We start from the raw sequence: 17,521 nt of genomic DNA, 5'->3' as shown, positions 1-17,521 counted from the left end.
CTGCGGGATCTCTCGGGCCTGCCGCGATATCGTTGCGCGACACCAGATCTCTTGCTGAGGAGATGGTCCGGCATTTCAGACTGACCGTCGCCAGATGCCTGACCCTGCCCGACGAAGCGCTCCGTGGCGATATCACCGCGGTGACCGTCAACTGCTTGCGGATCGCCACCACGATTCTCGACGGGCGCGGCGCTCCTACCGAACACGAAGTGGCACAACTGGAATCGGCGGCCGCGCAGTGGGCCAGAGGCGGTGTGCCCATCGATGTGATCCTGCACGCCCTGCACGAGGGGTCGAAAATGGCCCATGAACTGGTGGCGAGCAGGTCGGCGATCGACTCGGTCGCCGAATGCGTGGACATCGGAGCACGCACCGTCGAACTGCTCGACCTGATGACCACCACGGTGACCATGACCTACCTGCGCGAATATCGCGGCACCGCACACGAACACCGAAGTGCGGTAAACACTTTCACCAGCGCACTGCTCAACGGCCGAGTGACGACGGCGTTGGCGCGCGAATGCGGTTTGTCGATCGCCGATCACTACCACCTGCTGGCGCTGTCCATCCTGCCTCCTCCCCCTACGTTCGAGGACGGCGTCGATCGCCGGGTAGCTTCCGGGCGCGTACTTCGGCGAATCCGGGCCGATCTTGCCGAAAGGGGCGGCAAGGAGGTCTTGTCCTTGCTGAGCAACAGCGGCGGAACGATCCTGATCCCGAGTTCTGCGCTGCCCGCTGATCAGCTGGAACCACTCGTCCGGGCAGTCGCTGAGGCAGCCGACGCCGTCGTCACCGCCGTCCACCGCGAAGTGGCCGTCGACGCGATTCCGCAGATATCACCGACTCTGCACGACATGGTCGACGTCGCCAATCGGCTGGCCCGCGTACTATCGGCCGAACCCGAGACTCGCCTCTACGACTTCGACGAGCTGGCCGCCGAATATCAGCTCACCCGGCCGGGGGCGGTGAGGGAGTCCATGGCACGCCGACTGGACCCCTTGGTGGCCAACCCCCTGCTGCTGCGAACACTCACCGTCTACCTGCTCAGCGATCAGAACCGCCAGCGAGCAGCACGCCGATTGTTCATCCACCCGAACACCGTCGACCATCGACTCAAGCGCATAGCGGGGATCACCGGACTCGATCCCGCCCGCGCCGATGGTCAGTGGGGACTGCGCGCCGCGCTCGTCGCCCGCGCTTACCCGTCGGGACCCGCGAGCTCGCGCGTAGACACTGTGGAAACCGACGACAGCGTGACCCAGAACGCGCGCATATAGCGATCGCGACCCCTTTTTCACGGAGGCGAATCTCGCAGTGGCGCTGGGCAAGCACAGCTAACCCCCGAACAGCAGATACAGCCCGGTGAACGTGAAGCCGACCATGGTCAGCATCAATGCGAGCTGGCCGGTCAGTCGGTGACGAGGCGGGAGAAGTAGCAGGCAGCGGTCGTGGGCGGCGGCGACACCGAGGATGTGGCCGATCAGGACCGCGAGCACTTTGCAGGTGGCGAGCACAGTCGGATGACTCGACAGCACATAGGCCACCTCTCGATCGGCCAGGCCCGCGAGGTTCCATCCTCGGTCGAGCGGGTCCGCGAACAGCAGTACCGTCGCCTGCCCTTTCTCGACGAGAAACGTGAGGTAATGGGCGATCAGATAGCCCGCCACGATCGGGGTGAGGCTGAGCGCCAGCCGCCGGGGTAGCAGCGCGCGATCGGCGGGGGAGACACCACCGGTGGCACGCGCGGCGACGGAGAACAGCCCGCCCACGACCCCGATGAAGACCAGGAGTCCGGCCGTGCGCACGAGTGTCGCGTCGACGACCGGAGCCAGGTCGTCGACCAGTTCGCGCCACCACGGGAAGGTGGAGAAGCTGTCGAAGGCGGTGGATCCGAGCAGCGTCGCCGCGACCGCGACAGATCCCACGAGACCGGGAGTCCCCGCGAGATTGTTCAGCGGCATCCGCAACACCGGCTGGCCCCCGCGGTCACGGCCGTAAGGGCTCAGGTGCGCCAGCAGCGTGCTGTACACCTCGAGTGGATCGGCCCGCTCTGCCCAGACGGTGCCGAACAGCGCGAGCCCGATCGAGGTCACGACCAGATAGCCGAGCAGCCAGGTCAGCACCGAGCCGACCGACCCTGGTGTGCGCCAAGCCAATTCCAGCCACACGAAGGAGAACAGGCCGAAAGCGGCTGGGAGATGACCCCATTCCTCGCGATAGCGGAGAAGTCCGTGCTCCGGCGGGCGTCGTAGCAGCAGGCAACCGAATCGATGGAGCGCCCTGACGGGGGAGAGGATCTTCCAGACCGGTCCGATCAGCAGGGACGCCACCATCACCCCGACCCAGACGCCGATGTACAGCACTCCTGGCACGGGATTCAGAGCCGGATCCGAGGAACCGAACATCGCGATGACGATCACGCAGGCAGTGACCATCACGCTCGCCGTGGCGATGACCATCCGCGTCGCGCGAGCGTCGATGATCCGCCGTACCGGCGCGGGCAGGACGAATCCCGACGAGTCGGGATCCAATCGGGGCTGACGCCAGGCGAAGAACAGCAGCGCGAACGAGAAGGTCAGCGCCCACGCCGCGCCGATCAACGCGTAGGTGAGCGGAATCGGCAGGTCCGTGGCGCCGTTGAGGCCGTGGGCGAGGGGACTCACTGCCGGACCAGCAGCGTCGTCACCGTCCGTCCGATCTGGTGCAGTTCGATCTCCACCTGGCCCGGCACCGTCACCGTGAAGTCGAACTCCTGACCGGAAGCCGCGGCGACGGGAAAGGTGTGCGCGGGGGCGGAGTGGACATGCAGTTCGTCGGTGGCGTCACTGTCGACCCGCAACACGATGCGTTGCCCGACCTGGGCTTCGGTGCGCGTATTGGCCGGGGACACCGCGCCGTTCGCGATCCGGATGTCGATGGTGCGGGCTGTTGTCACGGTCTCGGTAGTCGGTTCGCTGGACGAGCAGCCCACCAGCAGTGCACCCGCGGCGGCCGTGAGTAGGCCGAACCGGAGCCGACGAATGGTCACGGAATCTCCTCGGTGCGGTCGGGCTGCGCGGATTCTGTGCCTTCCTTTTCGCGTTTCTCCGCGCGCCGGTCGCGCATCGCGATGAACAGCACCACCCCGACGAGAGCGACCGCGGGCAGGAAGGCCGGAATCGCCAGCAGGATGGAATGATCAGCGAGAAGGTCGACGTTCTCCTGGCGGATCAAGGTTCGACCGTTGCCTTCTGGTCCGGTGTGCTGCCCGCCGCCAGGTAGCGGTCGTTGACCCGGGCCGCGCCCCACGCCATCGCCGCGATCAAGGCCAGGCTGCACGCCAGCACCACCAGGCCCGCGAGGCCGATCAGCCAGGATGGATGGTCGAAGGACCGCTCCCGCTGCAGAACCGAGATCTCCTCGACGAACGGCCGCGTGAAGCTCGCGGGCGCGGGCACCTCCGCGGCGCCGATCCCGGGATCGAGCGGCATGAAGATCGGAAGCGCGGATTGCATGCGACCGTCCTGCAAGCGCAGCACCGTTTTCCAGGTGCCGTGCACGGGCACGGGCCGGGTGGACACGAAGTGGTCGTCGCCGACGCGACGCAGCTTGTCCACGACGAGGCCGTGGCCGGGACTGTCGTCGCCGGTACCGCCTTGCCAGGCCAGGATCTCCACCCATTCCGGATCGGGACCGATGAGATCTCCGGGGGAGAGCCGGATGTCGGCGGTGACCATCCGCCCGCCCTGTTCGGGATCGGCGTCGGTGAGCGCGACGGTCGCCGAGGCGTTCTCCGGCACCCGGATGATCAGCCCGTTCGCGGTCGCCGCGGCCGCGATCACCACAGCGGCGACCACGATCCCACGCCGCACCGCTGGCTTCGGCAGTGCCTCGCCGCGCAAGACGGTGCCGAGCATCGCGCCGATCAGACCGCCTGCCACGCCCACCGGCACCGCCATCGCGAGCAGTTCCCGCCACATTCCGCCGACCCAGGGATTGACGAACATCCGCTCGATCCACAGCGATTCGAGCCAGATGCCCACCGTCGCCACACCGAGCCCGGTGAGCGCGCCCCACCAGAGCGGTCGGCGGATCAGCGGCAGGACGGCGAGCAGTTCGACCACGATCGCGGCACCGAGGTAGAGCGGAAACACGTTGCGCGGCGCCTCGAATCCGGTGCCGACGAGGACCGCGACGATGTATCGCACACAGAAGGCGAAGGCCACGAGCAGCAACGTGCTGAGTGGGCCCAGCGTCAACCGCGCCGAGATCAGGGCGATCGTGGCGGCGAAGACGATCAACATCGGTTGCAGCACCAACCGGAACTGCTCGACGCCGAAGTCGAACTCGACCTGGAACACCGACAGTCCGATTACCAGGCCGCCGAAGGCGAAGCCCTGAATCGCCCAGAGGAACCGCCCATCGATCCGCTCGGGATCTGGCCGGTTGTATCGGCCCTCGAGTTCGAGCAGCAGCACACCGATCAGCGACAGACCCGCGCCGCCGATGAGCATGAGATGGGTGGGTCCCCAGAGGGTGACGTCCTGGCCGAACAGTCGGTGCCAGATGTCGTCGAGCGGGAAGCCGATCAGCGCGTACAAACCGGCACCGGCGATCAAGATGCCGCCGACGGGGGCGTACCAGTCGCGGGTGATCTTCACCGCGGCCCTACCCGGCTTCTCGTCGAGCGGGAGGATCACCGCGAGCATGCCTGCCATGAAGAGGAAGAACAGGCCGACCAGGATGAAGTAGTGCGCCGGATTGGCCAGCGGTCCGGCATCGCGGCCCTTGCCCACGTGCAGGCTCACATCCCAGATGAAGCCGAGAAACGCGGTCAGGATGGTCGCGAGGAACATCGCGATCGGCAGCGCCACCCAGCCGGGACGGTTCATGATGCGACCGCTGAAGTCGGCCAGCCGCTGCAGCCAGGTGATGCGCCGCGTCCGATGCAGGTAGGCCACCCACAGCAGAACCGCACCGACCACCGCGGACGCGCCGGTCATCAGCGCGACCTGATCGAGGGCAGCGCCACCGCCTTCGGTGCCCTGCGCGACCATGATGGTGGACGGATCGGTCATCGCTGTGGCCACAGCAGTTCCTCCGATGTGTCGAAGCGCCCGGTCTGCGGGGTAACGAACAGTATCTCGAATTCCGCGCGGCACCGATACCCCGCGCGCACAGGTCCGGGTTCGGATCCAGCGGTCGAGATACGTGCGTCGACTGACTACCCGGCCTGGGGGAGTTGCTTGCGGTATTGCTCGCCCCAGGTCTCCATCAACAGGATGATCGGGACGAGACCGCGGCCGAAGTCGGTCAGCTCGTACTCGACACGGGGCGGGACTTCCGGATACACGGTGCGGGTGAGGACGCTGTCGCGCTCGAGTTCGCGCAGCTGCGCGGTCAGCATTCGCTGGGTCACGTGCGGCATGGCACGGCGCATCTCGTTGAACCGCGCCGTTCCCTCACTCAGATGGAAGACGATCATGCCCTTCCATTTGCCGCCGATCACGTCGAGGGTGACCTCGACGGGGCAGTCGAAATCGAGATCCTGCTTACGTTTCGTCACGCCACGTCCTCGTCTCACCGGCAAAGGTATGGAAAAGGGTACTGGGTAACAGAAATGTGCGTTCTTACGCGGATATTCCCTGTCGGGCAGGCTCGATCCCGTAAGCCGACCCAGTCCCGACAGGAGCATCAGAGATGGCCCAGCTACTTCAGCTCGACGCGAGCCCGCGCCGTTCGCGCTCCCACACCCGCACGCTGACCGGGGAGTTCGTCGCGCGCTGGAGCGAGGGCCGACCCGGTGACACGGTGATCCGCCGCGACCTCGGCCACCAACCGCCCCCGCACCTCACCGAGGACTGGATCGCCGCCGCCTTCACCACACCGGTGCAGCGCACCCCGCAGATGCGCGAGGTTCTGGCCTATAGCGACCAACTGGTGGACGAGCTGTTCGCCTCCGACGTGCTGGTGCTCGGAGTCCCCATGTACAACTTCGGGGTACCGGCGATGCTGAAGGCCTATCTCGACCAGATCGTCCGGGTCGGTCGCACCTTCTCCTTCGACCCCGACGCCGCGGCACCGTACACGCCACTCACCTCGGGCAAGCGCGCCTTCGTCATCGTCGGCACCGGCGACGCCGGCTACGAGGTGGGCGGTCCGCTGGCGAGCATGAATCACGTAGAGCCGTATCTGCGCACGGCTCTGGGTTTCATCGGCATCGATGATGTCGAGTTCGTCTACACGGGCAACGATGAATTCGGCGGTGAGCGCCTACTGCGGTCCCTCGAACATGCTCGAAACCGGGTAGTCGACCTGACCGCTGAGCGCGAACCAGCCGATATATCGGGCTGAAGGCGCTTGGCCGGAGTCGGTGCGCGGCAATGCCGAAACCCCGGACAGAGCCCGGGGTTTCGGTAAGTCGACCTGGATATTCTCCAGGGTCAGCGAGTGGCAATGATCGCCGATCCATGACCGAAGAGGCCTTGGTTCACCGCGATGCCCGCGCGGGCGTTATCCACTTGGCGGCCGTCGGCCTGGCCGCGCAACTGCCAGGTGAGTTCGCAGACCTGGGAGATGGCCTGGGCGGGGATGGCCTCGCCGAAGCAGGCCAAGCCGCCGCTGGGGTTCACCGGTACTCGTCCGCCCAATGTCGTTGCGCCACTGCGCAGCAGAGCCTCCGCTTCGCCCGTCTCGCAGAGCCCGATGTCCTCGTACCAGTCCAGTTCCAGAGCCGTGGAGAGATCGTAGACTTCGGCGAAGGACAGGTCGGCGGGACCGATTCCGGCCTCTTCGTAGGCGGCGTGCGCGATGGCCGACCGGAAAGTACGTGACGGGGGCTCGACGGCGACGGCGGAATCCGTCGAGAAGTCCGGCAGATCGAGCACGGTTTTCGGGAACGTCGGCGTGATCGTCGACAGCGCCGAGATGCGCACCGGATCCGCGATGCCGTGGCGGCGGGCGTAATCCATCGACGTCAGCACCAAGGCGGCTCCGCCGTCGCTGGTCGCGCAGATGTCGAGCAGCCGCAACGGGTCCGACACGATCGCCGAGGCGGAGATCTCCTCGACCGAGACTTCCTTGCGGTAGCGCGCATTCGGGTTGTTCAGGCCGTGCCGGGAGTTCTTCACCTTGACCGCGGCGAAGTCGTCGAGGGTGGCGCCGTGCAGTGCCATGCGGCGGCGGGCGTAGAGCGCGAAATAGATGGGGTTGGTGGCGCCGAGCAGATGGAAGCGCAACCAGTCGGGGTCGTCGCGGCGCTCGCCACCGACCGGCTGGAAGAAGCCCTTCGGGGTGGTATCCGCGCCGACCACCAGCGCCACCTCGCACAGCCCGGCCAGAATCTGGGCGCGCGCGTTGGCGATGGCCTGTGCGCCGGAGGCGCAGGCGGCGTAGCTACTGGAGATCTGCGCACCCGACCAACCCAGCGCCTGCGCGAACGTCGCGCCCGAGACGAATCCGGGGTAGCCGTTGCGGATGGTGTCCGCGCCGGCGATGTAGCCGACGTCGCGGTGGTCCAACCCGGCATCGGCCAGGGCCGCGCGTGCCGCCACCAGACCGTATTCGACGAAATTGCGCCCCCACTTGCCCCACGGGTGCATGCCCGCACCGAGGACGGCGATGTCGCGATCGTTCGTATCAGTCATTGACCGGCCTCCACATCCACACCGTGTGCTCTGCGTCGTCGTCCTCGTACAGCGTGCCGACGGTCAATTCGACCGGCATGCCAACGGCCAGGTCGTCCACCGTGAGACCGCGTACGACCTGCCCGAGAATCACCATCTGTTCGACCTCGAGCTCCACTGCCGCGACGACATAGGGCACGAAGGGATCGGCCGAGACATAGGGCGCGGGCGGCTTGTATCGAGCGTCCGCGTACGACCAGATTCGGCCACGCGTGGAGAACAGGTACTCGACGAGCTCGGAGCCGTCATGGGTACCTGAGCATTGCGGATTGCGACAGGCAAGGGTGTTCTTCGGGAAGTACGGCGTGCCGCAATCATTGCAGCGAGTTCCCACGAGGCGTACCTGGCCGTCGTCCGCAGTGAACCAGTCAGCCACGGCGGGGCGTTGTTCTTTCTGCACGTGGCCGACGGTATAGGAACACGTTCTACTTTGGGGCGGAATTCCGTTCCAGCGCTGCTCGGGCGCGGGTACGGTGAGCGGATCGAGGATGCGATGACATCGATCTGGAGTACCGCGCGATGGGCACCAAAGCTATTGACCCGCAGTCAATTCGCAACGTCACGATCATCGGCGATGCCGACGAGACGGAGCGGGTGGTCCATCGTCTGCGCCGATGTTTCGGCGACACGGAGAACGCGGTCCACTGGTCGACGGATCACATCGAGCACACGATTCGCGTCGCCGAGTTGGCGAGCGACGCACTCATCGCCGACCTGGAACGCTCGATCCGCGTAGCCGACGGGCTGATCGTGGTTGTGAACGCTGCCGCGCACAGCACCCCGCGGCTCGAAACCATGCTGCGAGTCGCCGACGACCACCAGGTCGCCCGCCTGTGCCTGGTCACCGGGCTCGATCACCTCGGCGCCGACTTCGACCGCTGTGTCCGCACGATCGCCGAGACTCGCGGGGCAGCGCCGTTGGTATTGCAGGTCCCCGCAGGCACTGGTGCCTGCTTCGACGACGTCATCGACCTCGTCCCGATGGTCCTGCCCGGAACCGTAGGAAGTCATGGGGAATCCGTCGAGCGGTGGTATCGCAAGCTCGTCGAGGCCCTGACCGACCAAGAACCTGCGGATTCTCGCACCCTCGGGGACCTGCACAACCGCATCCGTCGCCGTACTCGCAACGGTGACGTCGTGCCCATCCTCTGCGGCACACCCCTCGCGAGTGACGACATCGCCCCACTCCTGGACGCCATCGTCCGCTACCTGCCATCACCCCTGTACGTCTGCCAGCCGGAACACGCGCTCGACTACTGACTGCCGCTTTCGGGGCATGAGCGGACAGGCGTGCCTTGCCCGCTGCGGCGTCGGTGTGCCCAGTCGCAGTACCCACCCGGCGAAGTGCATAATCGAACGTATGTGCGACTCGATTCGGCTCTATCTGCGCAATGGACGCTGGACGGAACCGGCGCCGCGCTTCTGCCCGAACGGGCACCGACTCGGGGCGGGGCGGTCACTCGTCAGCGTGATGCCCTGCCTCCGGATCGGCGGACATCACCGAACGCACACCTGTCTCGCCTGCTCCACGACCATCTACTGTCCGCCGATTCACACCGATTGCGAGCACTAGGTCTGCGCCGGTCGAAATCCTCCGCCCGCCGGACAGCGGGCAGGCGATCTGCTGATTCCGATCGCCCCCTAATCCTGGGGCAGCGGTGTGCATTTCGGAGCCTCCGGCCGCATGGGGCATGCACGTCGTTGCGGGTCGGCCGAATCTGTTAGGCGATCACGCGGGCAATACGGTACCGACTACGGCGCCGAGCCCACCGCCGATTGCGCTGCCTGCTACGGATCCGACCTGCACGAAGGTGACTCCCGCCGTGACGCAGCCGACGATCGCACCGGCAATGGCCAAGATCCCAGCGGTCGGGGCACCTACTGCGGCACCGGTTCCGAGCCCGCCGAGCAAGCAGCCGGCGGCGAAGCCGATCGCACCACCCACCGCGGCACCGATGACTCGCCCCAACTCGATGGCGCCGGGAATGTCGCGCTGACGACCCTCGGTCGACGGGCCGTCGATTGCGGTCACGCCTGCGGCCACCGGCGTTTCGGCGGGTACCGGCGACACGGGTGCAAGGTCGAGCGCGGCCGATTTTGCCTGATCGGCCGTCAATCGCAGTGTGCTGTCGCTGATGTCGGCGGCAAACGGGATCGACCGACCGGCAAGCTCGAACGTCAACGGCACCCGTAGGACTACCGTCCCGGCTGCGTCGGTGAGCTCGACAGCCTTTCCAGCGTGCCGAAAACTCCCGGAACTGACTTCGGCGACCACAGTCGCCCCTTCGACGCGGGTATCCCAATTGATCTGTGCTACCGGAGCTGCCGAAGCGGATCCGGTAACGCTCACCATTGTCCCCAGCATTGCGACGCCGGTCAGAGCCGACGCTAGTTCCATTCGAACCTTACGCATGGTTGCGATCTCCCATTCAGGTGGCGATCCGACTGAGCCCGGTCGGAAAGACCGAAGACGGCTGCAAAGCAACCACTACGCCGCGCACCGCGCAAACGAAATGTCCACGGCGCGCAGTGATTATCCGAAACTGGCATCATCGAGAATGGAAGTGTAGCGGAACTGTTTTACTTTCGGGACAGCTACGGCGACTGTCCGCACCGGCCCGGCGGCCGAGCTGGAAGGTCGCCCACCGCGCCGCCGCTGAGCGTGGAATCCGTCCCACAGAGCGGGTGCAGGGGCTCCAGATCCCTTGTCGGGGTGACTGTTTCCGCTCGGTGACAGCAAGGCCAGCGATAGGCAGCACGTCGGCCTCGTTGAAATGCTCTTCGATAGCTCCTATCGATGGGGCCAGGGGCTCATGAATTGCCGATCTCCTCGATTTCTTGCCATCGCCGAGCAAATCAGTGACGGTTCACAGCAATACATGGCTTTCTTCCGCTTAATGTCAGTGGAGGACCAGCGACGTTTGTAGCGTGAGTTGTTGTACGTAATAGTCGATCCCCCAACTGAGTTCCAGAGCGTGCCGCGACGAGTTCGGCCCTCTCGTCCGGCGGGCAGGTAGCCAGTGGTGGCTGGTCGGTAGTGGTGCCAGCACCACCGGGTATCGGGGTGGCGGCAGGCTCCTCATGGCAGGTCGTTCGCCCTAGTTTCATGGGATGCGGATGAGACTTGCGATGCTGGGGATGACGGTCTTGATGGCCACATCGTGCGGCGTGGACAATTCGCCCGATGCCACGGAAGCGGGCCGGGCGCAGATCACCGACGCGCTGAACAGTGCGGTGCGCCAAGGCTATCCGGGAGCTCAGGCGGTGATCACCGACAACGGCCACACCTGGACGGTCACCGCAGGGGTAGCGGACCTGAATACCGGCAAGCCGTTCCCCGACGATGCTCGGCTCCGGATAGCCAGCAACACCAAGCCATTCGTCGCCACCGTGATGCTGCAATTGGTGGCCGAGGGCAAGGTCGAGCTGGATGCGCCGGTGGAACGGTACCTTCCGGGTGTGGTGCACGGGCCGGGCATCGACGGCAATCGGATTACCATCCGAAACCTGTTGCAGCACACCAGTGGACTCCCCGAATATGCGGCCGAGTTCGGGACGCCACCCAAGCCGGGCCAGATCGCCGGCCTCACCGAGGAAGTCCGATGGGGGACAACGGATATCGCCGAAGCGGTCCGCAACGTGCTGACCGCGCCCGCCGATTTCGCGCCCGATGCGCAATGGGCGTACTCCAACACGAACTACGCCGTGGCCGGGCTGGTGATCGAGAAGATCACCGGAAATCCGATAGGCACCGAGATCACCCACCGCATCATCGAGCCGCTCGGCTTGCGCGACACTTACTACCCGAGTCCCGACGAGGTCGACATCCGCGGCCCACACCCCAAGGGCTACACCGATATCGGTGGCGTGCGAGTCGACTACACCAGCCAGAACGTGTCGTGGGCGGGCGCAGCAGGCGCAATGGTCGCTTCCGGCGCAGATCTGAACCACTTCTTCCTCGCCCTGCTGGACGGAAAGCTGCTCCCACCAGCGCAATTGGCGGAAATGAAGAATGTCCGGCCGACCGGAGTGGACAGCACATGGGCATACGGACTCGGCCTGGCACGGATCACCATGTCGTGTGGCAACGAACTCTGGGGTCACACCGGTGGCCTCTCGGGCACAGTGACCTACGACGGCGTAGTCCCCACCACAGGCCGCGCCGTGACCATCGCCCTCAACCAAGACCTGATGGACGACCGCTACCACGAAGGCTCCCGGGCTTTGGACGCTGCCGCCTGCTCGGCACCCTAGGGCAGGTGTCGAAGTCTCACCGGGGGCCCGTCGTCGCGCAGCAGTGCGTAGCTGATCACCGCGAAACGACGGCAGGTGCCGATCACGCGGCGCCTCGGTTCTCTGGACGATCACCCCGCCGAAAACGGGAGGGCTGCGGTCGAGCCGGACTGTGTGGGCACTTTGGAGCCTTTGGGGATTATCGCTATCCGTCCGTGTTGGGAAGGGCGATCTCCTGCGGAGTTTTGTCGGTTCGGATTCCCCGGAAACTGGGATGTCGCAGTAGGCCGTCGCCGCTGATCTCGCGGTACTCGATGTCGGCGACGAAGACTGGGTCGACCCACCACGCGGCGTGTGCGATGGGCGCCGGCGGCGGGTTGTCGAGCGGGCTGGTTTCGCGGCGGACCTTGTCCAACGCGGTTCGGAGGCTGCGTCGCGATGCCGCGGTGAAACCGGTCCCGACTCCGCCGATGCAGCGCAGGCGTCCGTCGGGGGTGTGCCCGGCCAGGACCAGGCCGCCGAAGGTGGTGGCGTTGGCGCCGTTGCCGGGGACCGCGCCGACGATCACGGCCTCGGTCGTGAGCCTCAAGACCACTTTCGTCCAGGCCGACGAACGGCGGCCGGGTTCGTAGATTGAGTCGCCGTGTTTGCAGACGATCCCTTCCAGCCCGGAGTCGGCCGCTACCCGCAGCAGTTCCTCGGCGCTGGTTTCGGCCAATGACCACATCGGTGGAACCCGTACGTGCTCACCGTCGTCGAGGGTGAGGTCAGCCAGTTCCGCGCGGCGTGTGCGGTAGGGGTCGTCGAGCAGGGTCTGGTCGTCGACACCGAGTAGGTCGAACACGATGTAGTCGACTCGCACCTGGTCGATCAGCAGGGCTGAGGGGCGTCGGACGTGCATGCGTCGCTGTAACCGGGAGAAGGAGGGTGCGCCGTGGTCGTCGGGGGCGACGAGCTCGCCGTCGAGCAGCATGGTGCGTCCGTCGGTGATCTCGGTCAGCGCGTCGACGATCTCGGGATAGGAGCCGGTGATCTCGCGTAAGTTGCGGCTCCACAGGCTGATCCCGGTCGAGGTGCAGTGGGCGATCGCGCGGACGCCGTCCCATTTCATTTCCGCGCACCAGCCACCTGGCGGCTGTGGTGGCCGTCCGGCCTTGGCCAGCATCGGTGCCGGCACCGAGAGACCCACAAGATCAGTTTAGGCCGGTCCCGGCCGATCAGGCGGTCATGCTCGGCACGGCGATGTCAGCGGTCAGGTATCGGCGGGCGTTCCGTAGATGGTGTTCCAGTCGTCCTTCATGCTCACGACTGTCCAACCCAGCTCTTCGGCCTTCGCCAGCGACGCTTCGGCCGCGGCGGTGTAGGCGAACTCGCGCTCCGCGTCGTCGTGGTTGATCAGCAGCGCGAAGCGGGCTGATTCCAGCATCTCGATGTCGACGTCCGCGTTTCCTCCGGCGAAGACCGGGAGTCGTCCGGTCTGAGCGAAGATGTGCTCGGGCTTGCCGGGCCCGAGGTCGAGACGTCCCAGGATGTGATCGGCGCGCACCATGGTGCCGTCCACATAGTTGTACTCCGCAGCCGTGCCGATCACATTCTCCTTGCCGATGCCCCAGGTCTCCTCGGCGAAGACCCGCATGAAGTCACGCCCGCCGCCCGAACAGACGAACACTCGAAACCCGTTCTCCTCGAGCAGATCGAACAGCTCGAGCATCGGCTTGTAGACCAAATCCTTGTAGAGCACACCAAGTTTCGGCTGCTTCACGGTTGCGAGCCAGTCTCGGACCTGCGCATCGAACTCGGCCGGCGTTGCTCCAGCCCACGACCGCGCGAACGCTTCCAGTAGTACCTGGATGACAGATGGGTCCTGCGTCGCGACTCCGGCGAGGAATGCCGGGTCCTTCTCGATGATCGCCTTGTACGGCTGCCTGCTCGCCATCGAGGGGTCCGCCTCGACCTCCTCTGCCCACTTGCGGAACACGAAGTCGAACTGCGGTGGCAGAGGCTGCTCGACCCAGAGCGTGCCGTCGTTGTCGAATGCGGCCACCCGATCGGCGAGGGGCACATAATCAGGCCCTTCGCTGGTCACGCGGTGCACGAAGTCCAAGACCGCACTCTTGGCATCTCCGTCGTGCCAGCTCGGAAGCACAGTCCCAGTCATAGGGTTGTCCTCTCACACCGAAGAAGCAGCTGCGCTCACCCTAGCCAGCGAAATAGGGCAACCGCCGAGTCGACACCCACTTCATGGCGGGCGGGACGGTCGTATGCAGCCACGGTGCCGGGCAGCAAGGCGGAGGAATTCCCGGGGCTCAACGCGTCGGGCGCGACGTGGGTCACCTCCGAACTCTGAGCCCAACGTTTGCCCCACGTGACTGGCGTGAGGCAAACGAACTCGCTTCAAAAGCGTTCTACCTGCGACGATCTGGTGGGCGCAGAGGGGATCGAACCCCCGCCGGTGGTGTGTAAAACCGCGCAGCCCATCCGCCCGGTTCCCTCTCTGGCTCAGCGCCCCAGTTCACGGCCGGTATCCGGTCCAGGCCAGACCGCGCGATCTGGCCCGCTTGGCACGTCTGCCGACACAGAACAGCCCCCGAGACATACCGATTCCGGGGCTGTCGTTGTCTTGTGAGTCAGGCGAGCGCGGACCTCACATGGCGACCTCTGGAGCAACGGCCGTGACCTTCGCAACCGCCTTGCGGGTCCGGTCTGAGTCCACACCGGCCACCACCGGCAGCGCTGCCCGCCACAACTGGGCTGCGTCTTCGTGCCGTCCCAGCTTCCAACGCAGTAGCCCGGTCTCGATCTCACTCAGCGCGCGAATCCGGGTGTGCGTTTCCGGGTTCCAGGCCGCCGCGCTCATGTGTAAGTGCCGTTCGGACTCATTCAGATCACCGAGCGCGGCGAACGCCTTCGACGCCTGTCGGCCGGTCGATGCCTTGTTCGGGCAGAACAGCGACAGCCAGCGCGGGAGTTCGGTGGTTGTGGTGGAGGTGAGCCACGGTTCGGCTCTGCGCAGCGTGTCCCGCGCGGCGCGCTGGTCTCCGCCTTCGGCGTACATCCGAGCGAGCGCGACATCGAACACCGCCATCGCATCCCCGTCGACGTGACCACGTGCCCGCGATACCGCGCGCTCGGCCAGTTCGATGCTGTGCTGCGGCATGCCCACATCGCCCGCATGCAAGGCGATGATCCGCAGCACGAAACCATCCTGACCGGGCACGCCGGATTCCTCGGCCAAGCGCAGCGCGGCCAGGAAGTACCGCAGCGCTGCCCCGTCCGCGCCGACATCATGCGAGCTGAACCCGATCGCGTAGGCCAGTTCCGATGCCGCGCTGAAGGCTTCGGCACGAACATGCGCGTCGGTGAATCGGGACCGCAGCAGGGCAGAAACGGCGGTCGACAGAAACGCCGTCATCGCGAGACGCCCGGACCCGCCGCCGCGTACTTCATCGAACCGGAGCAGAGCATCGGTCACGCCGCGCACCGCCGCCACGTCTGCCGCACCGGTCCCGGTGCCGTCACCGATTGCTGACAGGCGTGCGTGCTCGGGTATCGGCAGCAGGGCGGTGGCAGCGAGTGATGCGCTGTAGGCAGCGGAGCGGAGAAACCCCCGCCGGTCCAGGTCTGCGCGGCCCAGTGCTTCGGCCGTCGTCACCGCGTCCAGCGGGCCGCACGCGCGTCGGTACTCCGCCAGAACATCGGCGGTGGGTACGCGCCGCCCGGTCTCGTAGTGGCCCAGAGCGGCCCGGCTGTAGGCCACCCGATCGGCTAGTTCGGTCAGGCTGAATCCCGCTGCCTCGCGAGCCGCGCGGAGCTGTGCCCCGACAACGGCGGGGGGTGGGCCGGATTCCATACAACACACGGTAGCCGCGCGATGGTGTTGTAGACGTGCTGTAGCCGAAGAACGGTTTTACCTGGCACCGGTCGGCGGAAAGCTGGGTCTCAGCCCCACCGCCGGGGTATGCCGGGCAACGATGCTCGGCACTTCGGACGTAGTGAGCTGCGCAGACGATGGCGAAAGCTCTCCGGCGGTGGGTGCACACCTAGACAACCCAGCCACCGCAGGGGGACCCCATGGCACTGCCGCAGCGCATCCCGAAGCCCAGACCGGCCGACCACGAGCAGGCAGTACCACCGCCACCCGCGATCATCCGCCGCCTGCTCGCCGCGCTGGACGCGTGGGAACCGCAGGGGAGGGCCTCGTGAGCGACGCAATCAAACCTCAGATAGACGCCCTGATCGAGCGTGCCGCGCTCCGTTCGATGAGCATCCGCCGCGCACCTGAGCCGCCCTACGGGTGGGAGCTGAGCAACCCATTTCGGGTGGTCTGCCACGGCTCGCTGGACAACCTCGTTGCGTGGCTGACCGCCGCTGAACAGAGCGACCGCAAACCTCAGACACTCAACACCGCAGGCTCGAGGGCAGACGGATGATTACCTGGGTTTGTGGGTCGCCGTGGTCGGCATTCCGGCCGGTGCTCTGGTCGCCGCGATCTTCTGGCCCTCGCCCAAGGCACCCGAAGCATCACACGGTCGACGCCATCCGGCAGCCCGTCGAGCGCGAGGCCAAGCACCAAAAAGGCCGCCGGGGCGCGGCCCGGTCACCTTGGTAGATCCCTAGTCGGGTCGGGTAGGTCCTTGCGCCGGGCAACAATGCCACACGCGCACTTGGGATCTGGGAAACTGACGCGGTGGCGATAGACCCAGCAATTGCAGCGCTGCTCGGCACGCTGCTCGGCGTGGTGAGCACGATTCTCACATCGCGAGCAACGACCAAGGCCGCTGAGCGGAAGGATATTCGGGCTCGGCAGGCTGAGTTACGCAAAGAGCGTCGTGAAGCCGCCCACGCCTTCAACGAGATCTACAAAGAGCTCGAGGAGCATCTTGCTTCGGGTGGGGAGCGCGACCGAACCCTGATTCGCCGGATGTGGTTCGCTCACAACAAGCTCGCCTACGTAGCGGGCGACGAGTTGCAGGTCGCGACCACCGAACTTGCAGATCAGCTCAACGTGATGTTCTGGAGTTCGGAACCTTGGACGAACGGACGCTTCTATGACTCGTTGCTGCCGGTGAATCGTAAGTTCCAAGCCGCCGTCCGTAGCGACCTGCGTGAGGAGTGACCCGGCCACCGGATGTGCAGCTCAGATCAAATTGATCTGCTGTCTGTGAGTGTGCCTTGTGAGAAGGCTTTCGAATCGATACGACGCGAGCCGCCTACAACAGGTGATTGACCAGGTCGCTACCGCGCCCAAGCGCAAGCCCGCGAAGTCCGAGCCCACACCGCACTTCCGTGTAGACCGTAGGCTGTCGCCTCACGTCATCGCCGAACTTGTCGGCGCTTATCGGCAGGGCACCTCCACACCTGAGCTGTGCAGGCGATACGCGATCTCGAAGAGTGCGGTCCTCAAGCTCCTCGCAGACCACAACGTCGCTATGCGTCATCAGCCTCTTACCGAGGACCAGATTGACCGGGCAGTCGGACTGTACGCAGCTGGTGACTCGCTGGTCACGATCGCCCGCACCATCGGCAGCGCCCCACGACAGTCCACAACGCCCTCAAGACTCGCGGCGTTACGATGCGGCCCGCGGGCGGCTCCGGCGGCGGCCGACGGAGGCGAACGTCGTAGC

General features: G+C 65.9%; 18 protein-coding genes and 1 tRNA gene. 7 read left to right on the top strand and 12 right to left on the bottom strand.

Annotated elements, in window-relative coordinates; all coding sequences use genetic code 11:
* Positions 1-62: 62 nt before the first annotated feature.
* Positions 63-1,277, top strand: coding sequence for a CdaR family transcriptional regulator (locus IBJ82_RS25640; protein WP_194828550.1), 1,215 nt, complete (start codon positions 63-65; stop codon positions 1,275-1,277).
* A 57-nt stretch (positions 1,278-1,334) separates the two neighbouring features.
* Here IBJ82_RS25640 and IBJ82_RS25635 read toward each other — a convergent pair whose 3' ends face one another.
* The 5 genes from IBJ82_RS25635 to IBJ82_RS25615 all read right to left on the bottom strand — a co-directional run bounded on the left by IBJ82_RS25635 (position 1,335) and on the right by IBJ82_RS25615 (position 5,545).
* A complete protein-coding gene (locus IBJ82_RS25635) occupies positions 1,335-2,663 on the bottom strand; it encodes a hypothetical protein (protein WP_194828549.1) in 1,329 nt (442 codons plus the stop codon).
* Positions 2,660-3,022 carry a hypothetical protein gene (locus tag IBJ82_RS25630; RefSeq protein ID WP_194828768.1) on the bottom strand — a complete coding sequence of 121 codons (363 nt, stop codon included), beginning with the start codon at positions 3,020-3,022 and terminating at the stop codon, positions 2,660-2,662. The genes IBJ82_RS25635 and IBJ82_RS25630 overlap by 4 nt, the downstream gene beginning before the upstream one ends.
* A gap of 2 nt (positions 3,023-3,024) precedes the next feature.
* The gene (locus IBJ82_RS25625; RefSeq protein ID WP_228537676.1) at positions 3,025-3,213 is read right to left on the bottom strand and encodes a hypothetical protein; all 189 of its coding nucleotides are present in this window, start codon (positions 3,211-3,213) and stop codon (positions 3,025-3,027) included.
* The gene (locus IBJ82_RS25620) at positions 3,210-5,057 is read right to left on the bottom strand and encodes a hypothetical protein (protein WP_194828767.1); all 1,848 of its coding nucleotides are present in this window, start codon (positions 5,055-5,057) and stop codon (positions 3,210-3,212) included. Before IBJ82_RS25620 ends, IBJ82_RS25625 begins: the two co-directional genes overlap by 4 nt.
* A 146-nt stretch (positions 5,058-5,203) precedes the next feature.
* On the bottom strand, positions 5,204-5,545 hold the full coding sequence (locus tag IBJ82_RS25615; RefSeq protein WP_370585479.1) for a winged helix-turn-helix transcriptional regulator: 342 nt from the start codon (positions 5,543-5,545) through the stop codon (positions 5,204-5,206).
* Between the two features lie 134 nt (positions 5,546-5,679).
* Here IBJ82_RS25615 and IBJ82_RS25610 point away from each other — a divergent pair, with 134 nt between their 5' ends.
* On the top strand, positions 5,680-6,333 hold the full coding sequence (locus IBJ82_RS25610; protein WP_194828547.1) for an FMN-dependent NADH-azoreductase: 654 nt from the start codon (positions 5,680-5,682) through the stop codon (positions 6,331-6,333).
* 89 nt (positions 6,334-6,422) lie between these two features.
* On the opposite strand, the gene IBJ82_RS25605 is transcribed toward IBJ82_RS25610, so the two are convergent.
* Together IBJ82_RS25605 and IBJ82_RS25600 are read right to left on the bottom strand one after the other, a co-directional pair.
* Complete coding sequence (locus tag IBJ82_RS25605; protein ID WP_194828546.1) at positions 6,423-7,625, bottom strand: lipid-transfer protein; 1,203 nt, start codon at positions 7,623-7,625, stop codon at positions 6,423-6,425.
* Entirely contained in the window at positions 7,618-8,064 is a 447-nt protein-coding gene (locus tag IBJ82_RS25600) for a Zn-ribbon domain-containing OB-fold protein (protein ID WP_370585478.1), read from the bottom strand. The genes IBJ82_RS25605 and IBJ82_RS25600 overlap by 8 nt, the downstream gene beginning before the upstream one ends.
* A gap of 119 nt (positions 8,065-8,183) precedes the next feature.
* Here IBJ82_RS25600 and IBJ82_RS25595 point away from each other — a divergent pair, with 119 nt between their 5' ends.
* The gene (locus tag IBJ82_RS25595; protein ID WP_194828545.1) at positions 8,184-8,924 is read left to right on the top strand and encodes a GTP-binding protein; all 741 of its coding nucleotides are present in this window, start codon (positions 8,184-8,186) and stop codon (positions 8,922-8,924) included.
* A gap of 469 nt (positions 8,925-9,393) precedes the next feature.
* Here the strand turns inward: IBJ82_RS25595 and IBJ82_RS25590 are convergent, their stop codons facing one another.
* Positions 9,394-9,939 (bottom strand): hypothetical protein, encoded by a 546-nt coding sequence (locus IBJ82_RS25590; protein ID WP_194828544.1) that lies wholly within the window; start codon positions 9,937-9,939, stop codon positions 9,394-9,396.
* A gap of 836 nt (positions 9,940-10,775) precedes the next feature.
* Here IBJ82_RS25590 and IBJ82_RS25585 point away from each other — a divergent pair.
* Positions 10,776-11,918: a serine hydrolase gene (locus IBJ82_RS25585; RefSeq protein WP_194828543.1), complete on the top strand. Its 1,143-nt coding sequence runs from the start codon at positions 10,776-10,778 to the stop codon at positions 11,916-11,918.
* A gap of 184 nt (positions 11,919-12,102) precedes the next feature.
* Here the strand turns inward: IBJ82_RS25585 and ligD are convergent, their stop codons facing one another.
* The 4 genes from ligD to IBJ82_RS25565 all read right to left on the bottom strand — a co-directional run bounded on the left by ligD (position 12,103) and on the right by IBJ82_RS25565 (position 15,747).
* A complete protein-coding gene (gene ligD / locus IBJ82_RS25580) occupies positions 12,103-13,086 on the bottom strand; it encodes a non-homologous end-joining DNA ligase (protein WP_370585477.1) in 984 nt (327 codons plus the stop codon).
* Positions 13,087-13,149: 63 nt separating this feature from the next.
* Positions 13,150-14,055 carry an HAD family phosphatase gene (locus IBJ82_RS25575; RefSeq protein ID WP_194828542.1) on the bottom strand — a complete coding sequence of 302 codons (906 nt, stop codon included), beginning with the start codon at positions 14,053-14,055 and terminating at the stop codon, positions 13,150-13,152.
* 262 nt (positions 14,056-14,317) lie between these two features.
* A tRNA-Ser gene (locus IBJ82_RS25570) sits at positions 14,318-14,381 on the bottom strand.
* A gap of 160 nt (positions 14,382-14,541) precedes the next feature.
* Positions 14,542-15,747 carry a helix-turn-helix domain-containing protein gene (locus IBJ82_RS25565; RefSeq protein WP_194828541.1) on the bottom strand — a complete coding sequence of 402 codons (1,206 nt, stop codon included), beginning with the start codon at positions 15,745-15,747 and terminating at the stop codon, positions 14,542-14,544.
* 221 nt (positions 15,748-15,968) lie between these two features.
* Here IBJ82_RS25565 and IBJ82_RS35110 point away from each other — a divergent pair, with 221 nt between their 5' ends.
* The 3 genes from IBJ82_RS35110 to IBJ82_RS25555 all read left to right on the top strand — a co-directional run bounded on the left by IBJ82_RS35110 (position 15,969) and on the right by IBJ82_RS25555 (position 17,013).
* Positions 15,969-16,100 (top strand): hypothetical protein, encoded by a 132-nt coding sequence (locus tag IBJ82_RS35110; RefSeq protein ID WP_255533054.1) that lies wholly within the window; start codon positions 15,969-15,971, stop codon positions 16,098-16,100.
* Entirely contained in the window at positions 16,097-16,327 is a 231-nt protein-coding gene (locus IBJ82_RS25560; RefSeq protein WP_194828540.1) for a hypothetical protein, read from the top strand. The genes IBJ82_RS35110 and IBJ82_RS25560 overlap by 4 nt, the downstream gene beginning before the upstream one ends.
* Before the next feature lie 257 nt (positions 16,328-16,584).
* Positions 16,585-17,013, top strand: coding sequence for a hypothetical protein (locus IBJ82_RS25555; RefSeq protein WP_194828539.1), 429 nt, complete (start codon positions 16,585-16,587; stop codon positions 17,011-17,013).
* Positions 17,014-17,521: the final 508 nt, after the last annotated feature.

This window comes from Nocardia sp. XZ_19_231, assembly GCF_015355705.1.
GTDB classification, from domain to species: Bacteria; Actinomycetota; Actinomycetes; order Mycobacteriales; family Mycobacteriaceae; genus Nocardia; species Nocardia salmonicida.
This window is presented reverse-complemented; position numbering and strand designations above follow the sequence as displayed.

Excerpts from the sequence above, each read along its gene's own strand:
- IBJ82_RS25640 (WP_194828550.1), top strand. The coding sequence starts at position 63 with ATGGTCCGGCATTTCAGACTGACCGTCGCCAGATGCCTGACCCTGCCC.
- IBJ82_RS25620 (WP_194828767.1), bottom strand. The coding sequence starts at position 5,057 with ATGACCGATCCGTCCACCATCATGGTCGCGCAGGGCACCGAAGGCGGT.
- IBJ82_RS25610 (WP_194828547.1), top strand. The coding sequence starts at position 5,680 with ATGGCCCAGCTACTTCAGCTCGACGCGAGCCCGCGCCGTTCGCGCTCC.
- IBJ82_RS25605 (WP_194828546.1), bottom strand. The coding sequence starts at position 7,625 with ATGACTGATACGAACGATCGCGACATCGCCGTCCTCGGTGCGGGCATG.
- IBJ82_RS25595 (WP_194828545.1), top strand. The coding sequence starts at position 8,184 with ATGGGCACCAAAGCTATTGACCCGCAGTCAATTCGCAACGTCACGATC.
- IBJ82_RS25585 (WP_194828543.1), top strand. The coding sequence starts at position 10,776 with ATGCGGATGAGACTTGCGATGCTGGGGATGACGGTCTTGATGGCCACA.
- IBJ82_RS25575 (WP_194828542.1), bottom strand. The coding sequence starts at position 14,055 with ATGACTGGGACTGTGCTTCCGAGCTGGCACGACGGAGATGCCAAGAGT.
- IBJ82_RS25565 (WP_194828541.1), bottom strand. The coding sequence starts at position 15,747 with ATGGAATCCGGCCCACCCCCCGCCGTTGTCGGGGCACAGCTCCGCGCG.
- IBJ82_RS35110 (WP_255533054.1), top strand. The coding sequence starts at position 15,969 with ATGGCACTGCCGCAGCGCATCCCGAAGCCCAGACCGGCCGACCACGAG.